The sequence below is a fragment of the Klebsiella sp. M041 genome (assembly GCF_059759695.1).
Window position 1 is genome coordinate 44,903 of the sequence record NZ_JCAXWU010000022.1, and the last position, 22,845, is coordinate 67,747.

The following is a 22,845-nucleotide window of genomic DNA, read 5'->3' on the forward strand; positions in this document are numbered from 1 at the left end:
GCGTTATTCATTTTAAATAATCAGGCAGCAGGTAACCATCATACTGCGGATGGCTGAGAATATATTTTTTGAAATCGGCAGAGTGATAGCCGTCGATGATATCTTTGGCAAACTGCGCCTTCTGATTTTTACCGGCAACGGTCACAACGTTAATAAAATGGCTGGTGGCGGCCTCCAGCTTTAATGCCGAGGTAAGCGCCATGCCGCTGGAGACGGCGAAATTGCCCTGAATCAGGCCATAGTCGACGTCCGGCAGCGCGCGAACCTGCTGGGCATTGTCCATCTCCTTAAGCACGATGTTATAGGGGTTGGCAACGATATTACGCTGCGAAAAGGTGGCGGGATCGCTGTCCGGTTTAATCTTCACCCAGCCGAGACTTTCCAGCACCAGAACCGCGCGATATTCGTTCGACGGCTGGTTTGGCACCGACACCACCGTGCCAGCTGCCGGGGTGCCCAAGGTCGTCAGCTTGCCGCCGTACAGACCCATCGGCGGCGTGGGTACCTGCACAATGCCGACATTATCGGTCCCCAGTCGCTCATTGATCGCTTTCAGGTATACCGGATGCTGCATAATATTCGCTTCGATATCGCCGCGAGCTACCGCGTCATTGACCTGAATACCGTCGCTGAAATCTTTATATTCGATTTTATATCCTTTACTCAATAAATAGGGGGCGACCCCTTTTTCAAACTGCTCTTTATACGGCCCGGGGTTAAAGCCGATACGAATAATTTGATCGGCGGTGGCGTAAAAGGAGGTAGCGGATAACAGGGCGAGCGTCATTCCGAGCGCAACTGACTTGTTCATAAGGTATTTTCCAGGAAGGTTGGCGATATTGAGCGATTAAATCACAGCCGAAAGCGGGTTGTAAGCCAGAACGCCGGATTTCCTTTTGCTTATTCCTCATAAACTTTTGCCATCCCGACATATCCTAAAAACAATAATCCTTTGCATATATTGTTATTTAGCCAGGCGCAATAAATCCCTTAAAGATGGCAGATTATTGATAACGTAAACCGGGAAAATTATGCCTGATTTCGCTGCTTCACCGCTGGTGGACGCCCTGGAAGAGAATCTGTTCAGCCTGCTGGAAAAACTGGCCGCGGAGGTCAACACCGACGCGCTGCCGTTGATCGACCTCTCCAGCGGCAGTCCGGATCAGCCCACTCCGCCGGAAGTGATTGACTCGCTGCAGAGCGCCATTCATCGTCGTGAAAACCATGGCTACCCGTCGTTCTGGGGCAAGCCGCAGGTCCGCGAAGCGATCGCCCATTTTTATCGCCGCCAGTATGATGTGGAAATCGATCCGCACAGCGAAGTCGCGGTATTTCAGGGCTCGCATATCGGTATTGGCGGCATCCCGCGGGCGCTGCTCCGTCCCGGGCAATACCTCATCTCCACCGATCCCTGCTATCCCATTTACCGCTCAGCGGCGCTGCAGTCCCAGGCGGCGTTTTATGGCCTGCCGCTCAGGGCTGAGAATCAGTTCCTGCCGGATTTTAACGACCTCCCCCGGGAGGTGGCTGACCAGGCCGGGCTGGTGGTGCTTAACTATCCGCATAACCCCACCGGCGCGCTCGCCACGCCGGCGCTGTTCGCCAGCGCCCTGCAGTTTGCCCGCCGTCACCAGGTGCCGATCCTGCACGATTTTGCCTATGCGGCCATCGGCAGCGCGGCCAGCGATGCGCCGCTGAGCCTTTTCTCTCAGCCCGGCGCGAAAGCGTGGGGAGTGGAGACCTACACCTTCTCCAAGACCTTTAATATGGCCGGCTGGCGCTTCGGCTTCGCGGTCGGCAACGCCTCGATTATCCGGGCGTTTAAAAAACTGCACACCCACAGCTACAGCACGGTGTTTGGCGCCATTCAGGATGCGGCGATCGCCGCGCTCAGCCTGCCGGCAGAACGGATTGCGCAGCTGACGGCGGTGTATCATCAGCGCCGGGAGTGGGTTCTGCGTCGACTGGCCGCACTGCGCTGGCCGGTTCGTGCCGCACAAGGTACTTTCTTCCTCTGGCTGAGCGTGCCGCCCGGGTACCGTTCACAGGAGTTTGCCCGCCTGCTGCTGCAGGAGGCGCATATTCTGGTGGCGCCAGGCACTGGTTTTGGCGATGGGGGTGAAGGGTTTATTCGCATCAGTCTGACGGCTGGGGACGACGCGCTGCGCAAGGCGCTGGACCGTCTCGCCCGGCTGGCGCTGTTTTAGCGCCCGCCTCGCGGAGTCGTTACACCTTCAGGTAGCCCGCCATGCGTTGAATACGCGCGGCGGAATAGTCATAGCAGGCGCTGGCGGGTTTACCCAGTACGCGATATTTGGCGCCATTGTAAAAGGCGGTCTTATTCTCCTCTTCCAGAAAGCGCCGGGAGACGGTGTCGCTGAAAATACGGTCGCCATCCGACTGCGGCTGATAGCGGCTGGATTTGACGCTCTCCCACGCCACGCCGATCGGTTTATGGTCATAGCCGGTCATACAGAACAGCCGGTTGGAGGCCAGCAGATCGGCCTCGATGGTTTTAAATTCCGCCGCCGTAGCGGCGCAGGTTATGCTTAACAGGCAGGCCGAAGCCCATCGGTAAATTGTCATTATTCAGGCGATCCCAGAGAGTTTCCTCCATTCTAAGCGGCTGAAAATTCTGGACGTTCACTTTCACCTATCGTTGCCAGCAAAATCCGCAAAATAATTTACACTCAGACTCCTCGTGCGTTGTCTTAACAACCTGCAGGCCTTCTCAGCGCAGGTCATCCGCCGGGCCAGACAACGAGACGCCGGCGGGAAGGATATAGTCGTCTTTAACGATTAAACGCCCAGCGGGTCCCGCTGGTCAGCGCCCGCTCGAAGGCGGGACGGCCGGGGCCCGCCAGCCAGCCGGCGAAGGTATGCAGCTGCGGGTGCAGCTGGCGCAGGGCGTCGAGGTCGGCGTGCCCCGCCAGCCGCCCGTCGTCCACCAGCCCGGTCAGCTTGTGCAGAAAAGGGCTGGCGGCCAGCACCTCGTCGGAAAATCGCGAATAGGGGATCGGCCGTCCCGCCGCCGCGGAGAATAACGCCTCGAGCTGACGACCGGTCACGCTGTCGCTGGCGATATCGAACGTCTTGCCGGCAAACCGCGCCGGCGCGGCAAAAATCGCTGCGACAAGCTGGCCGATATCCTCCACTGCAAGCACCTGCATCCTCCCCTCCGGCAGCATAAAAAAGTGAAAATGACCTTCATCAAGGCCAAAACCGGGCATCACCAGCAGCTCCATAAAGGTGGCGGGCCGCACGATGGTCGCCGCCAGCGGCAGGCGGCGGATATGCCGCTCAATTGCCGCTTTGGTGTCATAATGCGCTACGCCGGTCGGCGTCTCCCCCGCCGCGCTGCCGGAGCTGTACACCAGATGCTTCACCCCGCACTCGACGGCAAGGTCGGCGATGGTTATCCCGTAGCGCACCTCCTGCTCATCGGTTACCGTCCCGCCCGGCGAGCTGGGCTGCACGCTGAAGACGCCGTCGACCCCGGCCATCGCTGCCCGCATTGCCGCCCGGTCTTCAAAGGCGCCCACGACCAGCTCCGCTCCCCGCGCCGCCAGCGCGACAGCCCCGGCGGAGAAAGGATCCCTGACCAGCGCCCGCACCCGCCAGCCGCGGTGCAGCAGCGCCCGCGCCACCGAGCCGCCCTGCTGGCCGGTGGCGCCAAAAACCAATACGCTCTGGGCATTATTCATCACCATTCCTCCTCGTCAGCAGATCGTTGTCCGGCGTCTCGCCAGCGATACTCCCCTGGCCTGTCCTCCTCCAGCCAACCGCAGGAGGGTCCGGCGAAATGCCCGGTGAACCATTGGGCATGATGGCTTTCGCACCACGCCATCATCTCGCGTCGCGAGCGTTCCGCCTGCCGGGGATCGCCGCAGAACGCCGAGCTCCAGTGCGGATGGGTAAACTGGCGCGGGGAATGCAGAAGATCGCCGGAGAAACAGGCGTAGTCATCGCCTGAGGAGAGGATCAGTGCGGCATGGTCCGGACTGTGGCCGGGGGTAGGGATAAAGGCGATCCGTCCGCCGACCAGCGGCCTGGCCGCCACATCCACGGTCTCCAGCTGGCCAGCCTCGATCACCGGCAGCAGGCTGTCGAGCCACAGCGCCCGGTAGCGTTCGCTGTTCTTCACCCGCGTGAGCTCTTTTGCCGAACACAGGTAGCGCACGTTGGGAAACAGCGGCGCCCAGCGATCGTCCCGCCAGACGGTATTCCATCCGACATGGTCGGTGTGCAGGTGGGTCAGTAGCACCAGGGTCACCTCCTCCGGGTTCACTCCCGCGGCGCGGAGATTCTCCAGATAGGGCGTATTAAGTTGATGATAGAGCGGATTGCCGCCGCGCTCCCGACCATTGCCGGTGGCGGTATCGATAACGATCAGATCGTGGGGAGTCTGTACCACCCAGCTGTGGATTGACAGCGCGATTGGCTGATTATCGGCGTCCGCCTCCGTCACAGGGAACGCCGCGAGATAGAGCGCCGCCGACTGCAGGCTAATCTCGCGCTCCGGCACTTTGAATATCAGGCTGTCGCCTGTCTGGTAAGTTTGCATCACTCCCTCCGCGCGCATTGCGCTGGTTGATTTACCGGGGTGATATTCACTATGCTGCCGGGATAACCCACATTCAAATTGATTATCATAATGAAGAAAATCATTGAAAATGATTTTAGTCGTATCGATCTGAATTTGTTGACGGTCTTGATGGTGCTGTACCGCGAAGCCAGCGTTACCCGCACCGCAGAGGCGCTGCATCTTGGCCAACCCGCCATCAGCGGGGCGCTGAAACGGCTGCGCGAGATGTTTGACGATCCGCTGTTCGTGCGCAGCGCCAGAGGCATGCAGCCGACCCCGCGGGCGCAAGCGCTGATGACTGAGCTGCAGCCGCTGATGGAACACCTGCATTCGGCAATGTTTGGCGCCGGGGAGTTTTCCCCCGCCAGCGCGCAGCAGCTTTTCCGCGTCGGCCTCAGCGACTGGAGCGAACACTGGCTGATGCCGCAGCTGTTGCCCGGACTGATGCAGGAGGCGCCCGGGGTGTCGCTCCAGACACTCGCCGCCGCCCCCTTCCAGGTACGCCAGCTGCTGGAGGCGGATCGCATTGATGTCGCGGTGTCCCTCAACAAGCAGAGCCGCGGGGGAGATCGTCAGCGAACCAGTGATGAGCATGGGGGTGACCACCCTGTGGTCGCCGCAGCAGATCCCCTGCCGCGGGCCGTTGTCGGTGGGCGATTTCGTCGCCTGGGAACATGTGATGGTGGCCTATCGCGAAACCGGCCACGGGGAAATAGACCGCCAGCTCGCCAGTCAGGGACTCGCGCGGCGCGTGCGCTTCGCCACGCAGAATTTCTCCACCTTTCCCCTCCTGCTGACCACCCTGCCGCTCTTCGCCACCGTCCCCCAGGGGCTGGCGCAACGCTGGCAGGCGCAGTATGCGCTGCGCGCGGACGCCCCGCCGGTGGCCTACCCGGAATTTACCCTGTGTATACTGCGCCACAAACGCCGGGCGCAGGATCCGGCGCTGAACTGGCTGATAGAGAGGATAAAACAGGCCATGCGCGGACCATAGCGGTAGCGAATACCACCGTCATCAGGCCTCGCTGAGCGGGGGTTGCAGAACGCGCCTGCTCCAGTCGTAAAACGCGCGCACCGCCGGCGGCAGATAGCGGTTTTGCGGATAGACCAGCGACAGGGGAAGATCAGCCGCGGCCTGCTCCAGACAGGCGACCAGCGCGCCGCTCTGCAGCCAGGGTTGCGCCAGATAGCTGGCGACGCGGATCAGGCCCAGCCCCTGAACGCCGGCCTGGATATAGGCATCGGTATCGTCGACCACCAGCGTCTCCTGCATGCGGATCGCGCAGTCGCCGTCATCGAGGGAGAAAAGCCAGTCGATGGTCCGCCCGGTACGGTGGTTCAGGTATCCCACCGCCCGGTGCTGGTGCAAATCGTCGATGCTCTGCGGCCGGCCGTGAGCCGCTATCCAGGCCGGCGAGGCGAGGACCATCCAGCGGTAGCGGGCCAGAGGGCGCGCCACCAGGGTGGTGGAATCTTCGATTTGCCCGGTACGGATCACGCAGTCGAATCCCTCCTGGATGATATCTTCCACGTTGTCGCTTGAGCAGAGGATCAGCTCCAGGTCGGGATACTGCTGCAGAAACTCGCCGATCCTCGGCAAAACGCAGTGCCGGGCGAGAGATTGCGGCATCCCCACCTTGAACCGCCCGGCGGGCTGGGCCGAGCGGCCGGGAAAGGAGGCTTCCATCGCCGTCATTTCGGCCAGCAGCCGTTTACACTCCTCGTAATACCGACGCCCCTCCGCCGTCACGCTGAGCTTGCGGGTGGTGCGCTGAAGAAGCTGCGCCCCAAGCCAGGCTTCCAGCTCCTTCACTACCCGCGACACCGTTGAGCGCGGCTGCCCCAGCGCCTCCGCCGCCCGGGCGAAGCTGTGGGCATCCACAACCGCAACATACAACTGCATGGCATCCAGTCTGTCCATTTGGTGCTCCCCCGGTGGTTATTATCCCATTATGACGAACAGTCTAACCCGAAATCCTGTTCTTATCGAATGATGCCCTCCCCCCTACACTGAGCATGTAGCCAGTGAATACAAGGCTTAACTGAGCAAGGAGTTAAAATGAAAACTGATGATATTAATCTTGAGGAAAAGGTATTAGTTCTGGGAGCGGGACAACTGGGCGCCGCCGTACTGGATGCGCTGGTGCCAGCGGTGATCCAGCGCCAGGGCGCGGTCTCGGTGATCGTCTCGCCGGCGGCCTGGGATGAAACCGGCCAGCTGCGTTCGGCAAGCCACCGGGCGCTGGCCGACGCCGGGGCCGACTTTATCGCCGTCGACATCGCTGGTCGTTCACTGGAGGCCCTGACCAGGGCTTTTCGCGGGTACAGCACCGTGATTAACTGCATGGGCTTTGTCGCCGGTCCGGGGACGCAGCTGAAAATTACCCGCGCGGTGCTGGCCGCCGGAGTGCCTCGCTATTTTCCCTGGCAGTTTGGCGTCAATTACGATGTGGTCGGCAAAGGCAGCGGCCAGCCGGTCTGGGACGAGCAGTATGATGTCCGGACCCTGCTGCGCGCGCAGCAGGCCACGGAGTGGGTCATTGTCTCCACCGGCATGTTTACCAGCTTTCTCTTCGAGCCAGACTTCGATGTGGTGAATTTATCCAGCCGAACCCTTCACGCCCTTGGCAGCTGGGACACCCAGGTGACCGTCACCTCGCCGGCGGATATTGGCCGCCTGACCACCGCGATTTATCTGCATCAGCCGCGGATCGTCAACGAGGTGACGTTTGTTGCCGGCGAAACGACCTCTTACCGGCAGCTGGCGGACACCGTGGAGCGCGTGACGCAGCAGACGTTCAGCAAAGCCGTTCACACCCTGCCCGCCCTGCTGGACCAGCTGCGGACAGACCCGGATAACGCCATGCTGCGCTATCGCGCCGCCTTCGCCCGGGGGGATGGCGTGTGGTGGCCGATGGGCGACACCTGGAATACCCGCCACCATCTGCCGACCCAGGACATTGCCGGCTGGCTGCAGGCCGCGCGCTGATTTTCTCTCACAGGACAGAATGACGATGAACAAGCTGATTCCACTGATCGTATTGAGTTGCCTGCTGCCGCTGGCGGTCAACGCCAGGACCCTCACCGCCACCGGCGATACCCTGGACCACGCGGAAAGCAAAATTCGCCAGCAGGCCGCCCGCGAGGGCGCAACCGCCTATCGGATCATTGAGGCGCGAATGGGTAACAAAGTGCACATCACGGCGACACTCGATAACTGAACCACCGCTATCCAGCTCAGGGAGGAGCCGCCGCCAGCCCGCGCGCCAGATCAGGCGCTCATTCTTTCCCGTCGACGGTCGCGGCCCGGCGGCGCGCCGTACAGGCGAGCGTATTCCCGGGTGAACTGCGACACGCTGATATAGCCCACTTCGCCGGCCGCCTGCGCAATGCTCATCCCTTCCGCCAGCATCAGGCGGCGGGCGTGGATCAGGCGCAACTGCTTCTGAAACTGCAGCGGCGACAAGGTGGTCATGGCGCGGAAATGACGGTGAAAGACCGAAACGCTCATCCCGGCAGCGTCGGCCAGCGCGTCGACGCTGACTGGCTGCATAAAATCCCGGCGCAGCACCGCCACCGCCCGGCGGATCCGAGCAGAATGGCTGTCTGCGACGCCCAGCGCCCGGATGGCCGCCCCGTGAACACTCTGCAATAGCCAGTAATGCAGTTCCCGCCGCAGCCCTTCGCCTAACACCGCCAGCGCCCCCGGTTGATCAAACAGTCTTGCCAGCCGATAAGCGGCGTCCGTCACGTCGGCATTCATCGGTTCGATACCGACGCGGGGCGCCTCATCCGCCCCTGACGGTCCCACCTCCTGCAGCTCGCGCAGGATAGCCAGATCCAGCTCCAGCACCAGCGCGTAATAGGGAAAACGCTGACTGGCCTCGGTGATCTGGCTGGTGGTGGGGACATCCGCGGCGATCACCATCGCCTCCCCCGGACCATAGTCGAAACTTGCCAGGCCGGTGGTCACGCTTTTGCGCCCCTGCAGCAGCATGGCCACCAGCGGCCTGGCGATGGCCGCCTGCAGATCGCCGGGGTGCAGGGCCCGCACCAGAGTGATGCCGGGAACCGGGGTAACCGCCACCCCGCTGCTATCGACATGAGCATCGGCATACCGGCGGCAGAGAGCGAAGAGTTCGTCGCGCATAAGATCCTTTCAGGCAAGTTTTAAAGCCTCAGTATGCGCTATTTCCCACCAGAAGAGAGGGTATTGAGAGGAATGGGCAAAAAATAACAAGGATTGGGCAACCCGGTCTGGTAGGCACCCCCTATTGTAAGGCCTCCACACACCAGAGAGGATCGAACATGACTAAGATTGCACTTATCACCGGCGCTAACCGCGGCCTTGGCCGTCAGACCGCACTGGATATCGCCCGCCAGGGTGGGGACGTCATCGTCACCTGCCGCGGCAATATTGAACAGGCGGAAGCGGTGGTGGCCGACATTCACGCTCTCGGCCGCAAGGCCATCGCCCTGCCGCTGGATATGGCGCAGACCGCCAGCTTTCCGGCCTTCGCCGACAGCCTGCGCGCTGCGCTGGGCAGCGTCTGGGGACGGGACACCTTCGACCATCTGATCAATAACGCGGGACACGGCGAATTTGCCCCGCTGGCCGAAACGCGCGAGGCGCAGTTCGACGGGCTGTTTAACGTCCACGTTAAGGGGGTGTTTTTCCTCGTTCAAACCCTGCTGCCGCTGCTGGCTGACGGCGGACGGATCGTTAACTTCTCCTCCGGACTGACCCGCGTCTCTTATCCTGGCTTCTCCGCCTACGCCGCGGCCAAAGCGGCTGTGGAGATGCTGAGCGTATACATGGCCCGCGAGCTGGGCGGGCGCGGCATCACCGTCAATACCGTCGCCCCCGGCGCTATCGCCACCGACTTTGGCGGCGGACTGGTGCGGGACGACGCGGGGGTTAACGCGCAGTTTGCCGCGATGACGGCGCTGGGACGGGTGGGCGTTCCCGAGGATATTGGGCCGATGATCGCCAGCCTGCTGCGCGACGATAACCGCTGGGTGACCGCCCAGCGGATCGAGGTATCGGGCGGACAGACCATCTGACCAGTCAGGCCAGGCTGTCGATCGCCATAAAAAAGCGGTCTTCGGTGAGAATCTGTCGCGCCTCCGGGGACTGGCGCGCCTGACGGATCAACCAGCCGCCGTCCGGGGCCAGGCTCAGATAAAACACCTCCCGGGAGCCTGCCCCGCCAGGTGTCTCAAGGCTCAGAGTCACGACCCCCTTTTCCACGCCATCCCACAGCTGCTGCGGCACGATATTGACGCTGCGCTCGCCGTTTTGCAGGCGGAGAGTGGGGATATCGTAGCGGCAGATGCCGCTATTGAGGCTGTAGCCAAGGGGGCTCAGATCGTGGAGGTGGCGGGTCGAAACCACCACCTCGATGCCCGTTCCGTCAAACCACTGATTCACCTGCCGGGCGAGCGCCGCCATCTGCTGGCGAAACATGGCGATATCCGCGGCGGCCGCCCCATCGAAGGTGGTTGTCCGCGGCGGATTTTGCTGGTGCTGTAGTTTCTTAAAAAAACGCTCCCTTGCTGTCACGTTATCTCCCTGTGCTGTGATGAAACCGGTGAGGCTGGATGAGGATGGTTACCGCCAGTTCGCTGGTTAACGAAGATTACGGGCCAATCGCCACGATGGACCCGCCGCAGAAATTTGTTTTCGACGTTACTTCGCCGCTTCAGGCCTGAGCCTTAGCTGGTTAGTTTCGGCGGTAAAAATGCGTGGCTTGTCAGGATCCAGTTCCTCACGCGCCAGCACCTGCTTCCAGGTATTTCTTTCTGTATCCGGATGGCGGAACAGGCCGACAACCGCCACGAACTTCGCCTGCGTTTCCAGCGGCATATTGAGACTGGCGTCCCCTCCGGGGTTGATCACTACGTCGCGACTGGCGAGGAGATCGGCGGCGAGCAGAATATCCCCCTCCTCCAGCAGCTGCTGGTAAACCAGCCGGTCAAAGGTCCGGCGATCTTTAAGCTGATAGATGCGCACCACCACCGGTTCGGAGAGCGAGTGATTCTCTCTGGCATCGGTGTTGAGCGCTTCGCGCGCCGTAAAATCCAGATGCAGCGTATTAATTTGCTTATAAAAAACGGCGTTGAAGGCGGATTTTGTTCCCTCCGTGACGCGCTGGGTGAGCCCGCATCCGCTCAGGCAAAGCGCTAGCAGGGACAGCAGGCAGGCGGTTTTAATTAAACTTATACGTAACACGTCGGTTTCCTTGCGATGAGGTGGCAGGCTGCAGGCCGGTATAGGTGCCCAGTTCGGTGGTAAATGTCTGTGGGATATCATCCTGACTCTCACCCTCTCCAGCGCCCAGCACGCCGTTCATACCAAGCCAGAACGGTCCGTCCCCCAGCGGCGGGACAGTCAGCAGTCGGGTCGGCGCGGTCAGGGTGATTCTGGCCCGGAATCGCCAGCCCAGATACACCCGCAGCAGGATGAGAAAGTCCCGAAACAGCGGGCCATCAGGCTTCCAGCCCTGCGCCTCCTCGGGATTATCGGTGATAAGGGCGACGAGGAGCTGGCTACTGCTGTCCATCGCTTCGTCACCCAGCGGGGTATTTCCGTCCAGTAAGAAGTCGTCATCGCCGTAAAAGCCCAGCGGCTGGCTGACCGCCACCGGACGCAGGCAGTAAGGGCTCGCCCTGACGGTGGTCTTCGGGGCCAGCAGCGTGACCAGCGCCTGGATCCCCTGCTGAGTTTTGCCCGGCTGACGCAGCACGCCAGTCAGCGCCAGAAAGCGCGACGCTGGCGAGGCGATATGCCGCGTCGTGCCGGGGATGCCCAGGCCCGCCAGACCCAGCAACGACTGTGACAGGCGGTCGGTACCGCCGGGCTCAAAGGTGGCGGGCCAGCAGTATTTCCGCCAGAGGCGGTAATACTGCGTGATAATCCGGTGACTGAAGATATCCAGCAACCCCTGCAGCGCTTCATGCCCTTCCCTGCGCTGGGCGATATCATCGAGCCAGGCCGTCGGGAGCGGCGAATCGACACCGTACAAGCCCATAAAGGTGGTGCGAATGACCGGCGGCCCGCTGTCATTGGCCTCATCGTATTCCACGGCTCTGAGTTCGCTGGCGGGGAATCCCATCCCCGGGTACGGATAAAAACGTACCGGATCGTCAGCCGGATGGCTGGTCGCCCCCATCAGGGGTTTATCGGGGTGCTGTCGTTCCAGAAGCTGACAAAAGCGGTAAAAATTGATCCGCGGCAGGTCGGCCTCCAGACGCGGCATCAGCCGGGAATGCGTCGGCTGCGCTTCTCTTCCCATTCCAGTCGTTCTCCGGTTGGTTGCAGAATGATAATCAGGCGGTTGAACAAGTAGATATCGGTGTAGAGCGCAAAGAAGCGGCTAAGCATCTCGCCAAACAGGCATATATCGCCTCGTCCGGCAAAGCCGTGGCTGTCGAGGGTGACTTCAATTTGCACGCCGCGCACCAGATGGCCCTGTGCAAAGCGCTCTGTTGCGCGGTGCTTCACGTCGAGGATGGCTTCCAGACGCCGACGATTCATCTCGCTGTCGGTCCATTCATACAGCGCCAGGGTGCCGCGCAGGACTTCAGCGTTGTCCATCAGGGAAAGAAAACTGCTGCCCAGATGGCTCAGCACCCGCCAGTGAAAACGATCCTGGGCAGGGGGATAGCACGGGAGCGTCGGCGCGCAGAGGTTACGAACCGCGACGCTGGCCGAGGTGGTTTTCATCACCGTATCGAGCACGGTGCTCTGCAGCGCACGACGCGGAAGCTGGCCGTTGGTTCCGGTGAGGGTGAGCGACAGGCTTTCATCTTCCGGTACGGTATGATTGTCAAAGGCTTCCCCGCCGACGATAAGCCAGGTGTTATGCAACCCGGAGGGGCCACGGCGCACCCGGGTATGATAGTAATAATCAGGCGCGTCATGACGCATCATGCCGCCTTTGTGACGAAAGCTTGAGAACGGCTCGTAAGCCTGTTGGCTCGAGGAGATCACGGAATCGACGGTGTAAATTTCAGTGTGGCCGTCCTGCACGCGCAGTGGGCGCAGCAGGTATTCTGTCTGCAGGGAATTGATGGTCAGCGGATCGGACTCCAGCGGGAACAGGTTTATCGCCGGTACGCAGTGCAGGCGCAGCTGCTTTTCGCTGAAGCGGAAGTCATGTTCCCAGCGTTCCGCCAGCACGACGTCGATCTCAAACCACGCCATCCCGGCCGGGAAAGCCACCGTCTCCAGCCCGCGCAGGTCGATGAACATGAACTTTTCGCGGAAGGTAAAATACTCCAGCAGCAGCTGGTAGCCGCGAAAACTGCGGCCATCTTCGGGCCAGAGGCCGTCATCCTCGCCAAACCCCAGCGCGCTGAAATACCCGTCCAGCGGCTTTCTGTCCTCCTCACCGGGTACGCGCAGCCACATCCTGGCCACATTGAGGGTAAAGGCCTCGTGCATGGCGCAGGCCAGCGGCGCATCGGCGTTGCAGTACAGCGGGATATGGCTGAGATCGATCCGGCGCCAGTCCGTCAGGCTGCTGCAGTTAAAGCGCAGCGTGATCACCGACCGGCCATCCGTATCGGTGGTCAGCTGAGCGCGCTCCAGGGACAACGGCTGCAGAGCGATCGCTTTGGTGGTGGTGTACCGACAGCGCGTGCCCTTTTCACCGATCGGCCGGGAAAGCACTTCAAAGCCTTTAGCCATCGTCATCGGCTCTTTCATCTCCTGCCAGTCGGGGGTGAATTCCACGACCGACAGGGAAGGAATGGTACGTAAATAATGTGGCCACAGCAGGCTGACCACGCCTTCGGTGAGTTCGGGCAGATCGTCATCGAGCTTCTGGCGCATGCGGCCCATCAGGAAGGCAAAACCTTCAAACAGACGCTCGACAAAGGGGTCGCGGGCGCCCGCTTTGTCAAGATTGAGCATTGCCGCCTGCTCAGGATGAGCGCGGGCAAACTCTTCACCCGCTTCCAGCAGGTAGCGCATTTCAGCGTCGTAATAACGCAGGGTTAAATCGTCCATAAGTCACCAGAAGAAGTAATAGCTTTCAGATATGCAGAAGACAGCAGATGCAAGTAATAAGGTGCGGTTGACGCGTCAATTATGCGCACAGCACCGCAGCGCGAGCGGGATCCAGAGCGATAAGCCCGGCAAGCAAAGACTCCATCTCTGGCTGCAAGCGATTTTTTTCTGCCTCACTGCGCCCGGCCTTGCCTCTTAGCAGCCGGAGTCGGCGGGCTTTGATCTCAAAGATAAGCTCCGGCGTCCATTGTTCGAGCGTCATCTCCCGGGCACGGCTGTCGAGTTCCGCCAGCAGATGCAGCGCTATTTCATTTTTTCCGTACTGCTCGCTGACCCACGCCATCAATAAGCGCATCATCCACCGATTGCGGCTGGTGGTATAGCCCGGTTGCGCCTGTAACCAGTTCAGCGCCGACTCAATACCTTCATCGTCCGCGCGGGCGAGCACTTCTGACTCCAGCGACAGCACCTCATCAGTGCTGGTCGCCGCCATCACCGGCTCACCTTGCCATCCGGCCATCTCATCCAGAACATGTTCGTTAAGCCAGTTGAGCGTCACTTCATCGGCGAATGGCGTACCATCGTTAAACGCCAGGGTTTCCAGCCCCGGTAGACGAGCCAGTAGCCCTTTCATATCCCGGCACAGGATATCGGCCCGTACAGTGTCAGCATCCAGTTTCAGCAGCGCCTGCCAGGCGTACCACTGCACGTCCAGCCACAGATGATTGACGCCTTGCGCCAACAGCGTGTCCGTATGCTCCAGCAGTTCTGACCAGCTTTTCTGTAAATACAACCGCTTAAGATGGGCTTTACTCTCCGGCTTTGGAGGCAATAGCCGGGTCCGGCCGGAGGCATCCAGCAGCGGTATCTCCGTTAGGGTATCCCAACGCACACTCTTCATCAGATGATGACCTGCCAGCCATCCGCCGGGACACTCACGCAGATATTTCGCCAGCACTTTAACCTGGTCGAGCAAATCACGTCCTGACGTGACGGTATGCATTACCGGTGCGGTGTCTGCATGTTGGGGCAGCAGATCGTGTTCTTCGCGGCTGGTCTGCGGCACCAGGCTGCGGGCGCCGCCGCTTTGCACCAGTCGGTTCTCCAGGAGCTGATATAGCCCGGAAAGATCGGGGCGAGAGGCCTCAGCCAATACGGCAAAAGAAGCTTCCGTCAGCAATAACGCCCCGATAATGACCTGCATAGTGGTCATGTCGACTTCCGGATAAAGAGACAGACTGTCCGACATCCGGCGACTGCCAAGCCATTCCAGCGCCGATTTGCAGCTACGTTCACGTTGGGGATGGAGCATATCCCCAAACCGCTCAAGCATTGCCGCAAGCAGCGTAACGCCCTCGGCCAGACCGGTTTCGCCATCCTGCTGCAGACGCGCCCACACGTAAAAGGTGATCACGCGCAGATCCTTGCAGGTATGAGTCAGCAGTTTTTCTGCCAGCTGGCAAATCAGTTCGGTATCGACGCCGGAGATCTTATTGACCTCCTCGCGGATACGCTGAAAATCATCGTCATAGCCCGGATCGCTGCCGGTGGGCTGGCTATCACTGATTGGCGCAAGCCATGACTGCCAGTTTTCCTGGCGTGACCGGGCCTGCTGGCGCAGTACGCTTTCATCCAACTGACTGGCGGCAAGCAGATTTTGTAAAATACTCATTTTTCCATCTCATCCATGTCACTATTCCCTCCCCCCGCCGTCAGGGCCTGTGCGCTCTCAGCCGCATCGACAGTGAAAATCTGATCCGGCAGGGTCAATCCGCGCAGCGCCAGAAGCACCAGCGGGCCGCTCCCAAGCTGGGAGCGCAGTACCCACTGCAGGGTGCGGCCATCCGGAGCGGTGAAGCTCATCATCCACTGGCTGCGTTCGAGCTGCTGGCGTTTACCCTGCTCCAGCCAGCGAATAAAACCCCAGGTTCCGCTGTAGTCACCAAACAGACGCGTGCCCGCATTGACGGTGGTCCAGGTCAGCAGAGCGCCGGGTTTATACGTTTCCCCCGGCCAGCGGAAAGTCTGCCAGTCGGCCATCTGATTGAAATAGCGCAGCTTTTGGCCGTCTATCGTCAGCTGTGTCTCCACGACCTGTGCAACAGGCCTGGCCTGCAATTCGAAGCTGATGCCCTGGCTGCCATCGGTGAAAAGAATGTCGGACAGCTGGCTTAGCTGGTTGATGGCGCGCAGGAAGGCCGGATTAAAGACCAGGCCGTGGCTGTTGACCTTATCCGGCACCCACTGACTGCCTTCTTTATGCAGGACACCGTTCAGCTCCGTCGTAAGAAAACGTTCGATTCGCCCGCTGTCTTTGCGCACAAACTCAGCCAGCATCGGCAGAGAGGCGTCGCTTTTGCTGGCGGCAAACGGAAAGCGGCCGTCAAAGGCAGTGTGCCAGTTGGCGACTACCGATCGGCGCCATTTATCATTCAGACTGGCCGCCGACGGCAGAAGCACGGTTTCCCAGGCCTGAGTCAGCGGCTGCACAAACAGAGTGTTACCGAAGCCACTCCACTCTTCGCCAAGGCTTGCCGAAATCAGACTGCCATATTGTTGCGTGTCGGTCAGGTCGACGCTTTTCCCCTGGAAGACGGTCTGCGCCAGGGTCTGCATCATCTCCTGCGGATCGGAGGCATTCGCAACCTGCTGCAGACGCAGGCGCACGCGGGTGATACAGGTCAGATAGGTTTGCAGGCTCAGGGTGCTGTCGGCCGACATGACGTTGCTGCCCGTGTTTTTCCCCATTAGCTGGAGCAGTGGGCCGAACGTGTCATCCAGAGGCCCCTGCGGCCCGGCTGCCGACTGGTCGATGACCGGCTTGTCTTTTCCGCCCACCAGATCTTTGGCCGATTTAATAAGGCTGTCCGACAGCCCCTCCCTTTGTTGCCCCGCCTGCCCCTGCCAGGCAAGGGTATTCATCAGGGCAATCAGCGGCGACTGGCGGACATCGCTTATCAGCGTGAGCTGGTCGGTAACATCAGCAATGGTGGTCGCCGGATTAAGTCGCAGACTGTTGAGAAAATTCAGCCAGCTGCCGGCGAAATCGGTGAAGTAGCGTCGGGTCAGACGCGCTTTCAGCGCCTCCGGCGACAGGTCTGTCGACACCGTTTTGCGCGAATCGCTCAGCACCCAGTCGATTTCCTCCCGGCGCGAGCTGGCTGCCTTATCAATGGCCTGCTGAATGCCGCCTTCCCATGCCTGGCGGGTAAACATCCCCGGGACCACTTCATCGGTGGTAAACAGGCGGCGCGCATCGGTGCCACTGGTCATGTCTTCCAGCGATACATCGGCAAAATTACGACGCACGGATTTGAGCATGTTCTCATACAAGGTGCTTTCGGCATTGCGGCGACCTATCTGCTGCAACAGAACCTGACGGCTCTGACTGACTCGTTGCGCATCCGGGATGATCTTCCACTCTGGCCGCTCGGGTAGCAGGGAGAGATAAAAGGCCCACAGATCCGGCGCCAGACTTTGCCACAGTCCGGTCGAGATCCCCTTTCGCGTTGGCTGGACCGTTTTCATGGTCTGCGCGAAAAAGGCGCCATCGGCTTTATCCGGACGAGCCATCATCAGCCAGGCTTTCAGCTGGTCATAGCCCGGTTTCGCCAGCAGGGCTCGCTGGTCGCTATTGGGTGCGGAGTTGACCAGCGCGCTGAGCGCCTGCTGCAGCGCGACATTGGCCGGGTCACGTATCAGGCGGTTGTTTACCACACCGTACCAGGGCAGGACGGCGTCTAATAGTTGCTGATGATGGTCCAGGCCAAAGCGCCGATACCAGGGAGCGCCCTTCTGCCCATCATGCACGAGACGGCCGGCCTCATTGCGCAGGGCATGGAGGGCCGTCAGTTGATAGTCAGAAACGGAGGGGTGGGTCACCAGGTCACGGGCTTTTCCCGCTACCGAAACAATCTGGCTGTAATTAAGGGTAAAGGAGAGCAGCAATCCCGCCGCCCACAGGCCGAGGATAGCCATCAAACCGCACGCCAGGCCCCGCTCCCACGCCATTCCCACGTGATGCCCGCGTAAACGGCGGCAGTCATCGACGATTCCCTGCCAGGTGGCGGGCAGCGTCAGGAGATGAGGCTGGCCCGCAGGCGAGGCATCAGCCTCCTGATAAGGATCTGCGGTGCGAGGCGCCGGCAGGCTAAACATTAGGCCTCGCAGCGCAAACCGCTGCCGCGAGGCGGTCAGCCATGGCGCCAGCTGCCAGCGCCATTGCGCGATCCCCCCGTCGAGAAGCTGCTGCCCCAGACGCAGCAGGAAGTCGTGGCGGGTCTCCTCCGCGATCTGGCGCATCCCCTGCTCCCGCAGCGTGGGCAGCATCTGCGCAAGCTGACGGGCGACATCGTCCTCGGTTGCGCGTAACGGGAAGCTAACCCCTACCGCCTGCACCGCGCGGTCAGCCTGCGACCACTCACTGCCGCACAGTTTCCACAGCCAAACCGGGGCGGCATAGCCCAGCAGTTCGCTAATTTTTTCCAGCCCGCGCAGGTCGTTTTCGCTTATCTGCGGCGTCAGGGTGAGAGACGATGGCATCACCCGCACAATCCCGTCCAGAGGACGGCCGCGGCGCAGCTTGCGCAGCGCGATGTATTTTTCTCGGTCAGGCTCCGATGCAAGGCTGCCGCCGTAAATCAGTACGGTGCGGTTGCCTTCAAGCCAGTGCTGCCGTTGTAGGCCGGGAACCAGTTGTTCTATTGCCTCATCGTCGCCGGTGACTAAAAGCAGGCGGACTTTGCGGCGCCAGAAGAGGTGGTAGCATTTGCGCAGCACGGTGCCAATGTCTCTGGCGAGCGTCAGGCGCCTTTCCCTGGCCTTCTTTTTGGCTTCATTTTTCTGAGATATTGAGGTCGTTCGTTTGACCCGACTGATGATCCAAAAATGAACGGCAAGGAAAGCCAGGGCGATCACACAGGCAAGTGTGACCCAGAGGAGGCTGCACACAAGCAGAACTGGAGAAATCACTGACCATTCCGTCGAACGCTCTCCGGCAATCAACCAGTATGCAAATCCCCCCAGCATGATCACCAGCGTTACTGCTACAGCAATAAGCAGTACAGTGATCCCGGCAGAAATTTCCTGAGTCTGGTTTTTGTCCTTATCTGTTTCCATGTGGTTTTACGATCCCAAGTGCTAAGGTATGAAGGGGGTCTGACGCTATCCAGCCGCAGGGCTTTGCTTCACTCTTAGCGGTAATTGCAGCGAGCGATATCACAACCAGCGCATCAAGATTTCCAGGATCGCCCCAGTAGTCATCCTGGATATTGTGGGTCACATTCCAGCCACAATCGGCGAGTTCAGGTTGCTCCGGATGTGAGAAGAGAATGCACCGTTCGGGCGACTCATTAAGTTCACTCTGTTTTTCGGCTCGCAAGGCGACGTGCCGCAGGGACTCACTATCAGAAGGCTCAAAAAATTCACCACGGGATAATGTGACTTCCCCCTGGTTTCCAGCCAGCCACAGTACTGCGCATTCACCAGCAGGACGAGTAGAGTCAGAAGAAGGAGATAAAGACTGGCACCCGGCAATCAAAAAATTAGCCTGCTGTTTATTGTTCGCAAGAACATTAGCCAGTAAGGATAATGTTTTCTCCCCTTGCCATAACTCCGGTAATTCAGGAGGTTTAATTCCCGGAAAACTCTCAATGAGCTGTGCCACAAAGGCTTGCCAGGCTTCAGGGCTCCCCTGCCAGAAATATTTCGCCGGAGAAACGAATAATTCCTTACCTCGCTGCCTTTTCCATTGCAATACAAGCATTTGAGCCAGTTGTTTTTCACGTTCAATAAGAGCAGAAGAGAAACTTCTGGCAATACGTAACGATTTCCCCAAGGATTCCTGCCTGACTAATGGAGCCTGATGCTCTCGCTTAATCATACGCAGCCAGTCAGAAAGCTCAGCGCCTGCCGGACCAATCAGGACAATATCTTTCAGGGCAAACTGACGCCGATGGATTTCCCACCAATGCCTGCGCTCATTTTCTGTTTCGCGCTCCCAGGTATGTGAATGATGAACTGAAAGGCGAAAAAAGATCGTGCGTACAAACCAGACAACACCGCCGAGTAATACCATTCCAACCATGCAGATAAGAATGATACTGGTATTGGCACCGGATTTTCTTGCCATTGCCGCGATGATACCAGAGAGCAAAACCAGAGCGGCACCTCCCCCAAACCAGCGCTTTGCAATCGGCGGTTTCGCAAGACGATAGCGAGGAAATGTAGGAATAGCTCTCACTGCGCAACCCTGCAATCGGGGTTGGAACTCACCAGCGTGCAACCACATGCGCAGCGATGACCATGTAATGCTACTGGTTGACCGTCAACTTTTGTCAGATAGCTACCTTCGACAATCGTTGTCATCCCATGCTTATTACATTTCACCGCATCACCTTTCACAGCAATACCTTTACCAAAATAAAGATAGTGACCGCCAATAACTGAACCACCATACTCTTTTAGCGAATCACCCTGCCTAATAATATGTTTCATTAACTTTCCTTAATTAAATTAAACAGAAGGAATAACGAACCATCACCATATTTTAAGAATATCAGCCTTGGTTTCGGCGAGTTTCGCAGCATCCAGGGCTTTACGTGTCTGGCTACCCAATGGCGCAATTCCATTTGTCATTGCAGGTTGAATAATAGATTCTGCATTAATAATTTCAGGCGCACTTGCCGAAGTAGGGGTGATAGAAATCACTTGTTTAATACCAGATGTAATTTCATTCGAAATATTACTGTTGATAGTCGTATTGTCAAAAGTGAGACTGGCTCCTTTTATCGCTGATTTAAGTTGACCTTCAACAAACCGGCCATATTTAGCGATCAATGAGACATTTTTACTCATCAACTCACCAAAAAAAATCATCCGATAAAGGAAGTAACTTCCCCAGGGTTCTCTGTCACCAAAGGTAGCGTGCATAAACCAGGCACGTGAGTCATGAACCTGATCGTCAAATAATGATCTGACCAGACTGTCTGGCGTTTGAGCGGGTTCTCCAGCAGATTGTTTAGGAAACAGTTTGTAAAATAAACTGTCACCTGAACTTTTGATGCGTTCATACTCAACAGAGAAATCATTCTCACTGAAGGCATACATCACATTAGATAATTGCTGAGACACCGTATATTTCCAGTTCCCCGTAACAGGGCGTGGCTTAGAATGATAATCGGCATTGAATTCTTCTGCCGCCTGTCTTAGCTGAACCTGAGCGATAGCTGGGTCAAAATTTTTTGGCCCTGGAGGTAATGGTATGAATTTTTTATTTTTGAACCTATTATCCACGATTGCTCTCAGGCGCGCATCATCCACCTCTTTTTGTTTCCGTTCTTGCTCAGCCTTAGATGCAGCCAGAGTGGCCGGGTCAGAGTCTTTATTTTGCCACTCGGCACCTGAAGATTTGTAAAATCCTTGAGATTTATAAGCGCCGTTTACATATCGCCCGATACGCCATGCCGTAATCCAGCCGAGTTGATTTTCTAGAGCTGTAATGACATTTGAACTTGCACGAATGGGGTTATATTGGAACGCATCAGTAGATGCTTCAGCATTATCTGAAGATAAATTAAGAGCAAGCTCTCGCCAAGCATTGAATCGTGAACTTAAATCAGGTGAAACTTCAAATTCAAGTAATTGATCTGCACCCAACATCCTCCATGTGTCTTTTCGTAAATCATTCGGTAATGATTCTCTTTTTACTTTCAAAGGCGCTCCTGCATTAAATGCAGAAATATACATATCATGCAAAACAATTTGCGATAATAAATTACCATCATCATCTCCAACAGCCTTTCCCTGATCTCCCGGAGGATACCCCCCACCAATATCGGAGTGCATTCCAGGATAAACCACTTCCGTAGCATAACTTGGGTAAGTTCCGTCGCTGCGGCAGATTGAATCCAGCGGGAAACAAAGTCTTTGTTCGTGGGATGAAACGAGGTGAGTGCATTTTTTGATCAGCCCATTATCCGGTAATTCCATGGTGTCATCAGCCCAGCCCATATGCCCTTCTGCGAATGGCGCGATATTTGCAATGCCAACGGATGCCACAGTGTCGAGCAGGCCAAGAAATTCAATACTTAAGGGGATTTTTACGTCACCCGACCTCAGACAAAGCTCAGGTTTACTTCCCTTTCTCCTGCCCCCCGGCAGCAACTCGGATAGCCAGTTCACAAATGTTCGCGCACTTGCTGCACCGCGGGAGAAACCATAGATATATAATTTAATGCCTAATAACTTCGGTTTTCCGGGTTCTGGCTGTATAACTGCCTGCTTCAGTTTAGGTGCAAGATCCGCGGCCTTTAAAAGTTCATTAAACACGGTATAACGCCTGTCTGGCCCGTCCGATCCCAGATATGATGTCATTCGGTTGACGGCGGCATAACACTCGGCATCAGAAATCTCGGTTAAACCCGATGTTCTTCTGAGTGCGTCAATAATCCGTAGCAGCCCCCAGTTGACGCGTTCTTCACCGTAGGTCGCAAAAGCCAGGCCTGGCGTACTATAATCAAGGTCATTAACTTCTGGAAAAGGTGTGCCAACCCCAGGGATATAATATTTATAATATTTGTTGCCTGACGTTCCTGCTAAATCAACCAACTCTTCAGTATGTCCCTGAACCCCACCAGCATAACCCTGACCGATAGTTGCACGAAACAAACGAGCAATATTTGTTGTATGCTTAGGACTGGCAATATAAAGATCGTTATTTAAGTTATTTCCTGTACCATCAAAAAATAAACTGATATGCAGAGTTTTACAGCAAGGCGGCTCTACGATTTTACCCGCAGCGTGACAGAGCTCATTCCGGTATGCCAGCTCATGGCTGTCCTGCTGTTTACAGTTTCGCTTCGTTGCTGCTGTATCTGTTGGTAAACGCCCTTGTATTGGAAAGTGAGGTGGATACCATGTTAAGTCTGGGTTCATTTTGGACATACTTCAGGCTCCTCCATCTTAATCGGATCCTTAATCGGGTAGTTCGGATTGCCGTAATCGTAACAACTGGTTGCAACTTTTACCTTGTCGCACGGAAGGAAGTGTATTTTGATGCCACAGGTTTTTTGGCCGTTATAGTCAGGAACCGGTACTACTGCAATGTGTTCTTTATGACTTGCTTTTATTTTTTTTTCCATTCAAGATACTCATCCCAATGATCGTATCCTGGAAAGCCATCTGTTGAAGCTTCTCCTGTTTCCCACTCAATTTTTACCGTCATTCCCGGTTCCCATTTTGGAGGCAC

19 protein-coding genes and 2 pseudogenes are annotated in these 22,845 nt (G+C 57.9%); 5 read left to right on the plus strand and 16 right to left on the minus strand.

The features are described from left to right. Positions 1–7: 7 nt before the first annotated feature. Entirely contained in the window at positions 8–811 is an 804-nt protein-coding gene (locus AC6CWS_RS22715) for a MetQ/NlpA family ABC transporter substrate-binding protein (RefSeq protein ID WP_032452608.1), read from the minus strand. A gap of 220 nt (positions 812–1,031) precedes the next feature. Between AC6CWS_RS22715 and AC6CWS_RS22720 the strand changes: the two genes are divergently transcribed. Next, positions 1,032–2,207, plus strand: coding sequence for an aminotransferase class I/II-fold pyridoxal phosphate-dependent enzyme (locus AC6CWS_RS22720; protein ID WP_101994640.1), 1,176 nt, complete (start codon positions 1,032–1,034; stop codon positions 2,205–2,207). A 19-nt stretch (positions 2,208–2,226) separates the two neighbouring features. Here the strand turns inward: AC6CWS_RS22720 and AC6CWS_RS22725 are convergent, their stop codons facing one another. The 3 genes from AC6CWS_RS22725 to AC6CWS_RS22735 form a co-directional block, all read right to left on the minus strand. Next, positions 2,227–2,586: a hypothetical protein gene (locus AC6CWS_RS22725; RefSeq protein WP_023289413.1), complete on the minus strand. Its 360-nt coding sequence runs from the start codon at positions 2,584–2,586 to the stop codon at positions 2,227–2,229. A 206-nt stretch (positions 2,587–2,792) separates the two neighbouring features. Next, the gene (locus AC6CWS_RS22730) at positions 2,793–3,704 is read right to left on the minus strand and encodes an NmrA/HSCARG family protein (protein WP_065882190.1); all 912 of its coding nucleotides are present in this window, start codon (positions 3,702–3,704) and stop codon (positions 2,793–2,795) included. Next, a complete protein-coding gene (locus AC6CWS_RS22735; protein WP_074442606.1) occupies positions 3,704–4,567 on the minus strand; it encodes an MBL fold metallo-hydrolase in 864 nt (287 codons plus the stop codon). The genes AC6CWS_RS22730 and AC6CWS_RS22735 overlap by 1 nt, the downstream gene beginning before the upstream one ends. An 87-nt stretch (positions 4,568–4,654) precedes the next feature. On the opposite strand from AC6CWS_RS22735, the pseudogene AC6CWS_RS22740 reads away from it, so the two are divergent. Beyond that, positions 4,655–5,579 (plus strand): annotated as a pseudogene (locus AC6CWS_RS22740) (LysR family transcriptional regulator). Positions 5,580–5,600: 21 nt separating this feature from the next. Here the strand turns inward: AC6CWS_RS22740 and AC6CWS_RS22745 are convergent. Next, on the minus strand, positions 5,601–6,506 hold the full coding sequence (locus tag AC6CWS_RS22745; protein WP_065882180.1) for a LysR family transcriptional regulator: 906 nt from the start codon (positions 6,504–6,506) through the stop codon (positions 5,601–5,603). 138 nt (positions 6,507–6,644) lie between these two features. On the opposite strand from AC6CWS_RS22745, the gene AC6CWS_RS22750 reads away from it, so the two are divergent. Together AC6CWS_RS22750 and AC6CWS_RS22755 are read left to right on the plus strand one after the other, a co-directional pair. Continuing rightward, on the plus strand, positions 6,645–7,574 hold the full coding sequence (locus tag AC6CWS_RS22750) for an aromatic alcohol reductase (protein WP_065882176.1): 930 nt from the start codon (positions 6,645–6,647) through the stop codon (positions 7,572–7,574). A gap of 25 nt (positions 7,575–7,599) precedes the next feature. Further along, a complete protein-coding gene (locus AC6CWS_RS22755; RefSeq protein WP_032452602.1) occupies positions 7,600–7,806 on the plus strand; it encodes a YdgH/BhsA/McbA family protein in 207 nt (68 codons plus the stop codon). 50 nt (positions 7,807–7,856) lie between these two features. On the opposite strand, the gene AC6CWS_RS22760 is transcribed toward AC6CWS_RS22755, so the two are convergent. After that, positions 7,857–8,735 (minus strand): AraC family transcriptional regulator, encoded by an 879-nt coding sequence (locus tag AC6CWS_RS22760; RefSeq protein WP_064154719.1) that lies wholly within the window; start codon positions 8,733–8,735, stop codon positions 7,857–7,859. A 158-nt stretch (positions 8,736–8,893) separates the two neighbouring features. Between AC6CWS_RS22760 and AC6CWS_RS22765 the strand changes: the two genes are divergently transcribed. Further along, the gene (locus AC6CWS_RS22765) at positions 8,894–9,649 is read left to right on the plus strand and encodes an SDR family NAD(P)-dependent oxidoreductase (protein WP_032452600.1); all 756 of its coding nucleotides are present in this window, start codon (positions 8,894–8,896) and stop codon (positions 9,647–9,649) included. Between the two features lie 4 nt (positions 9,650–9,653). Here the strand turns inward: AC6CWS_RS22765 and AC6CWS_RS22770 are convergent, their stop codons facing one another. The 10 genes and pseudogenes from AC6CWS_RS22770 to tli1a all read right to left on the minus strand — a co-directional run. After that, on the minus strand, positions 9,654–10,148 hold the full coding sequence (locus AC6CWS_RS22770) for a hypothetical protein (protein ID WP_065882171.1): 495 nt from the start codon (positions 10,146–10,148) through the stop codon (positions 9,654–9,656). 126 nt (positions 10,149–10,274) lie between these two features. Continuing rightward, positions 10,275–10,817, minus strand: coding sequence for a type VI secretion system lipoprotein TssJ (gene tssJ, locus AC6CWS_RS22775; protein ID WP_065882168.1), 543 nt, complete (start codon positions 10,815–10,817; stop codon positions 10,275–10,277). Then, positions 10,795–11,880, minus strand: coding sequence for a type VI secretion system baseplate subunit TssG (gene tssG / locus AC6CWS_RS22780; protein ID WP_065882166.1), 1,086 nt, complete (start codon positions 11,878–11,880; stop codon positions 10,795–10,797). The genes tssJ and tssG overlap by 23 nt, the downstream gene beginning before the upstream one ends. Next, entirely contained in the window at positions 11,844–13,598 is a 1,755-nt protein-coding gene (tssF, locus tag AC6CWS_RS22785) for a type VI secretion system baseplate subunit TssF (RefSeq protein WP_065882164.1), read from the minus strand. Before tssF ends, tssG begins: the two co-directional genes overlap by 37 nt. A gap of 79 nt (positions 13,599–13,677) precedes the next feature. Then, positions 13,678–15,270: a type VI secretion system protein TssA gene (gene tssA, locus AC6CWS_RS22790; RefSeq protein WP_065882162.1), complete on the minus strand. Its 1,593-nt coding sequence runs from the start codon at positions 15,268–15,270 to the stop codon at positions 13,678–13,680. Then, positions 15,267–18,716, minus strand: coding sequence for an ImcF-related family protein (locus tag AC6CWS_RS22795; protein WP_498256441.1), 3,450 nt, complete (start codon positions 18,714–18,716; stop codon positions 15,267–15,269). The genes tssA and AC6CWS_RS22795 overlap by 4 nt, the downstream gene beginning before the upstream one ends. Further along, positions 18,703–19,839, minus strand: a complete 1,137-nt coding sequence (locus AC6CWS_RS22800; protein WP_065882158.1) for a KPHS_23130 family T6SS system protein — start codon at positions 19,837–19,839, stop codon at positions 18,703–18,705. The genes AC6CWS_RS22795 and AC6CWS_RS22800 overlap by 14 nt, the downstream gene beginning before the upstream one ends. Then, positions 19,836–20,093 (minus strand): PAAR domain-containing protein, encoded by a 258-nt coding sequence (locus tag AC6CWS_RS22805; RefSeq protein WP_048334957.1) that lies wholly within the window; start codon positions 20,091–20,093, stop codon positions 19,836–19,838. The genes AC6CWS_RS22800 and AC6CWS_RS22805 overlap by 4 nt, the downstream gene beginning before the upstream one ends. Positions 20,094–20,135: 42 nt before the next feature. Then, positions 20,136–22,541, minus strand: coding sequence for a T6SS phospholipase effector Tle1-like catalytic domain-containing protein (locus tag AC6CWS_RS22810; protein WP_065882154.1), 2,406 nt, complete (start codon positions 22,539–22,541; stop codon positions 20,136–20,138). Beyond that, positions 22,529–22,845, minus strand: a pseudogene (gene tli1a / locus AC6CWS_RS22815) (Tli1a family immunity protein); the annotation flags it as partial. The gene AC6CWS_RS22810 and the pseudogene tli1a, both read right to left, overlap by 13 nt.

What these genes read in the sequence shown, in the direction of transcription:
- AC6CWS_RS22745 (WP_065882180.1), bottom strand. Translation starts at nt 6,506, where the DNA reads ATGGACAGACTGGATGCCATGCAGTTGTATGTTGCGGTTGTGGATGCC.
- AC6CWS_RS22795 (WP_498256441.1), bottom strand. Translation starts at nt 18,716, where the DNA reads ATGGAAACAGATAAGGACAAAAACCAGACTCAGGAAATTTCTGCCGGG.
- tssG (WP_065882166.1), bottom strand. Translation starts at nt 11,880, where the DNA reads ATGGGAAGAGAAGCGCAGCCGACGCATTCCCGGCTGATGCCGCGTCTG.
- AC6CWS_RS22725 (WP_023289413.1), bottom strand. Translation starts at nt 2,586, where the DNA reads ATGACAATTTACCGATGGGCTTCGGCCTGCCTGTTAAGCATAACCTGC.
- tssA (WP_065882162.1), bottom strand. Translation starts at nt 15,270, where the DNA reads ATGAGTATTTTACAAAATCTGCTTGCCGCCAGTCAGTTGGATGAAAGC.
- AC6CWS_RS22765 (WP_032452600.1), top strand. Translation starts at nt 8,894, where the DNA reads ATGACTAAGATTGCACTTATCACCGGCGCTAACCGCGGCCTTGGCCGT.
- tssF (WP_065882164.1), bottom strand. Translation starts at nt 13,598, where the DNA reads ATGGACGATTTAACCCTGCGTTATTACGACGCTGAAATGCGCTACCTG.
- AC6CWS_RS22755 (WP_032452602.1), top strand. Translation starts at nt 7,600, where the DNA reads ATGAACAAGCTGATTCCACTGATCGTATTGAGTTGCCTGCTGCCGCTG.
- AC6CWS_RS22805 (WP_048334957.1), bottom strand. Translation starts at nt 20,093, where the DNA reads ATGAAACATATTATTAGGCAGGGTGATTCGCTAAAAGAGTATGGTGGT.
- AC6CWS_RS22760 (WP_064154719.1), bottom strand. Translation starts at nt 8,735, where the DNA reads ATGCGCGACGAACTCTTCGCTCTCTGCCGCCGGTATGCCGATGCTCAT.
- AC6CWS_RS22730 (WP_065882190.1), bottom strand. Translation starts at nt 3,704, where the DNA reads ATGAATAATGCCCAGAGCGTATTGGTTTTTGGCGCCACCGGCCAGCAG.
- AC6CWS_RS22810 (WP_065882154.1), bottom strand. Translation starts at nt 22,541, where the DNA reads ATGTCCAAAATGAACCCAGACTTAACATGGTATCCACCTCACTTTCCA.
- AC6CWS_RS22750 (WP_065882176.1), top strand. Translation starts at nt 6,645, where the DNA reads ATGAAAACTGATGATATTAATCTTGAGGAAAAGGTATTAGTTCTGGGA.
- AC6CWS_RS22720 (WP_101994640.1), top strand. Translation starts at nt 1,032, where the DNA reads ATGCCTGATTTCGCTGCTTCACCGCTGGTGGACGCCCTGGAAGAGAAT.
- AC6CWS_RS22715 (WP_032452608.1), bottom strand. Translation starts at nt 811, where the DNA reads ATGAACAAGTCAGTTGCGCTCGGAATGACGCTCGCCCTGTTATCCGCT.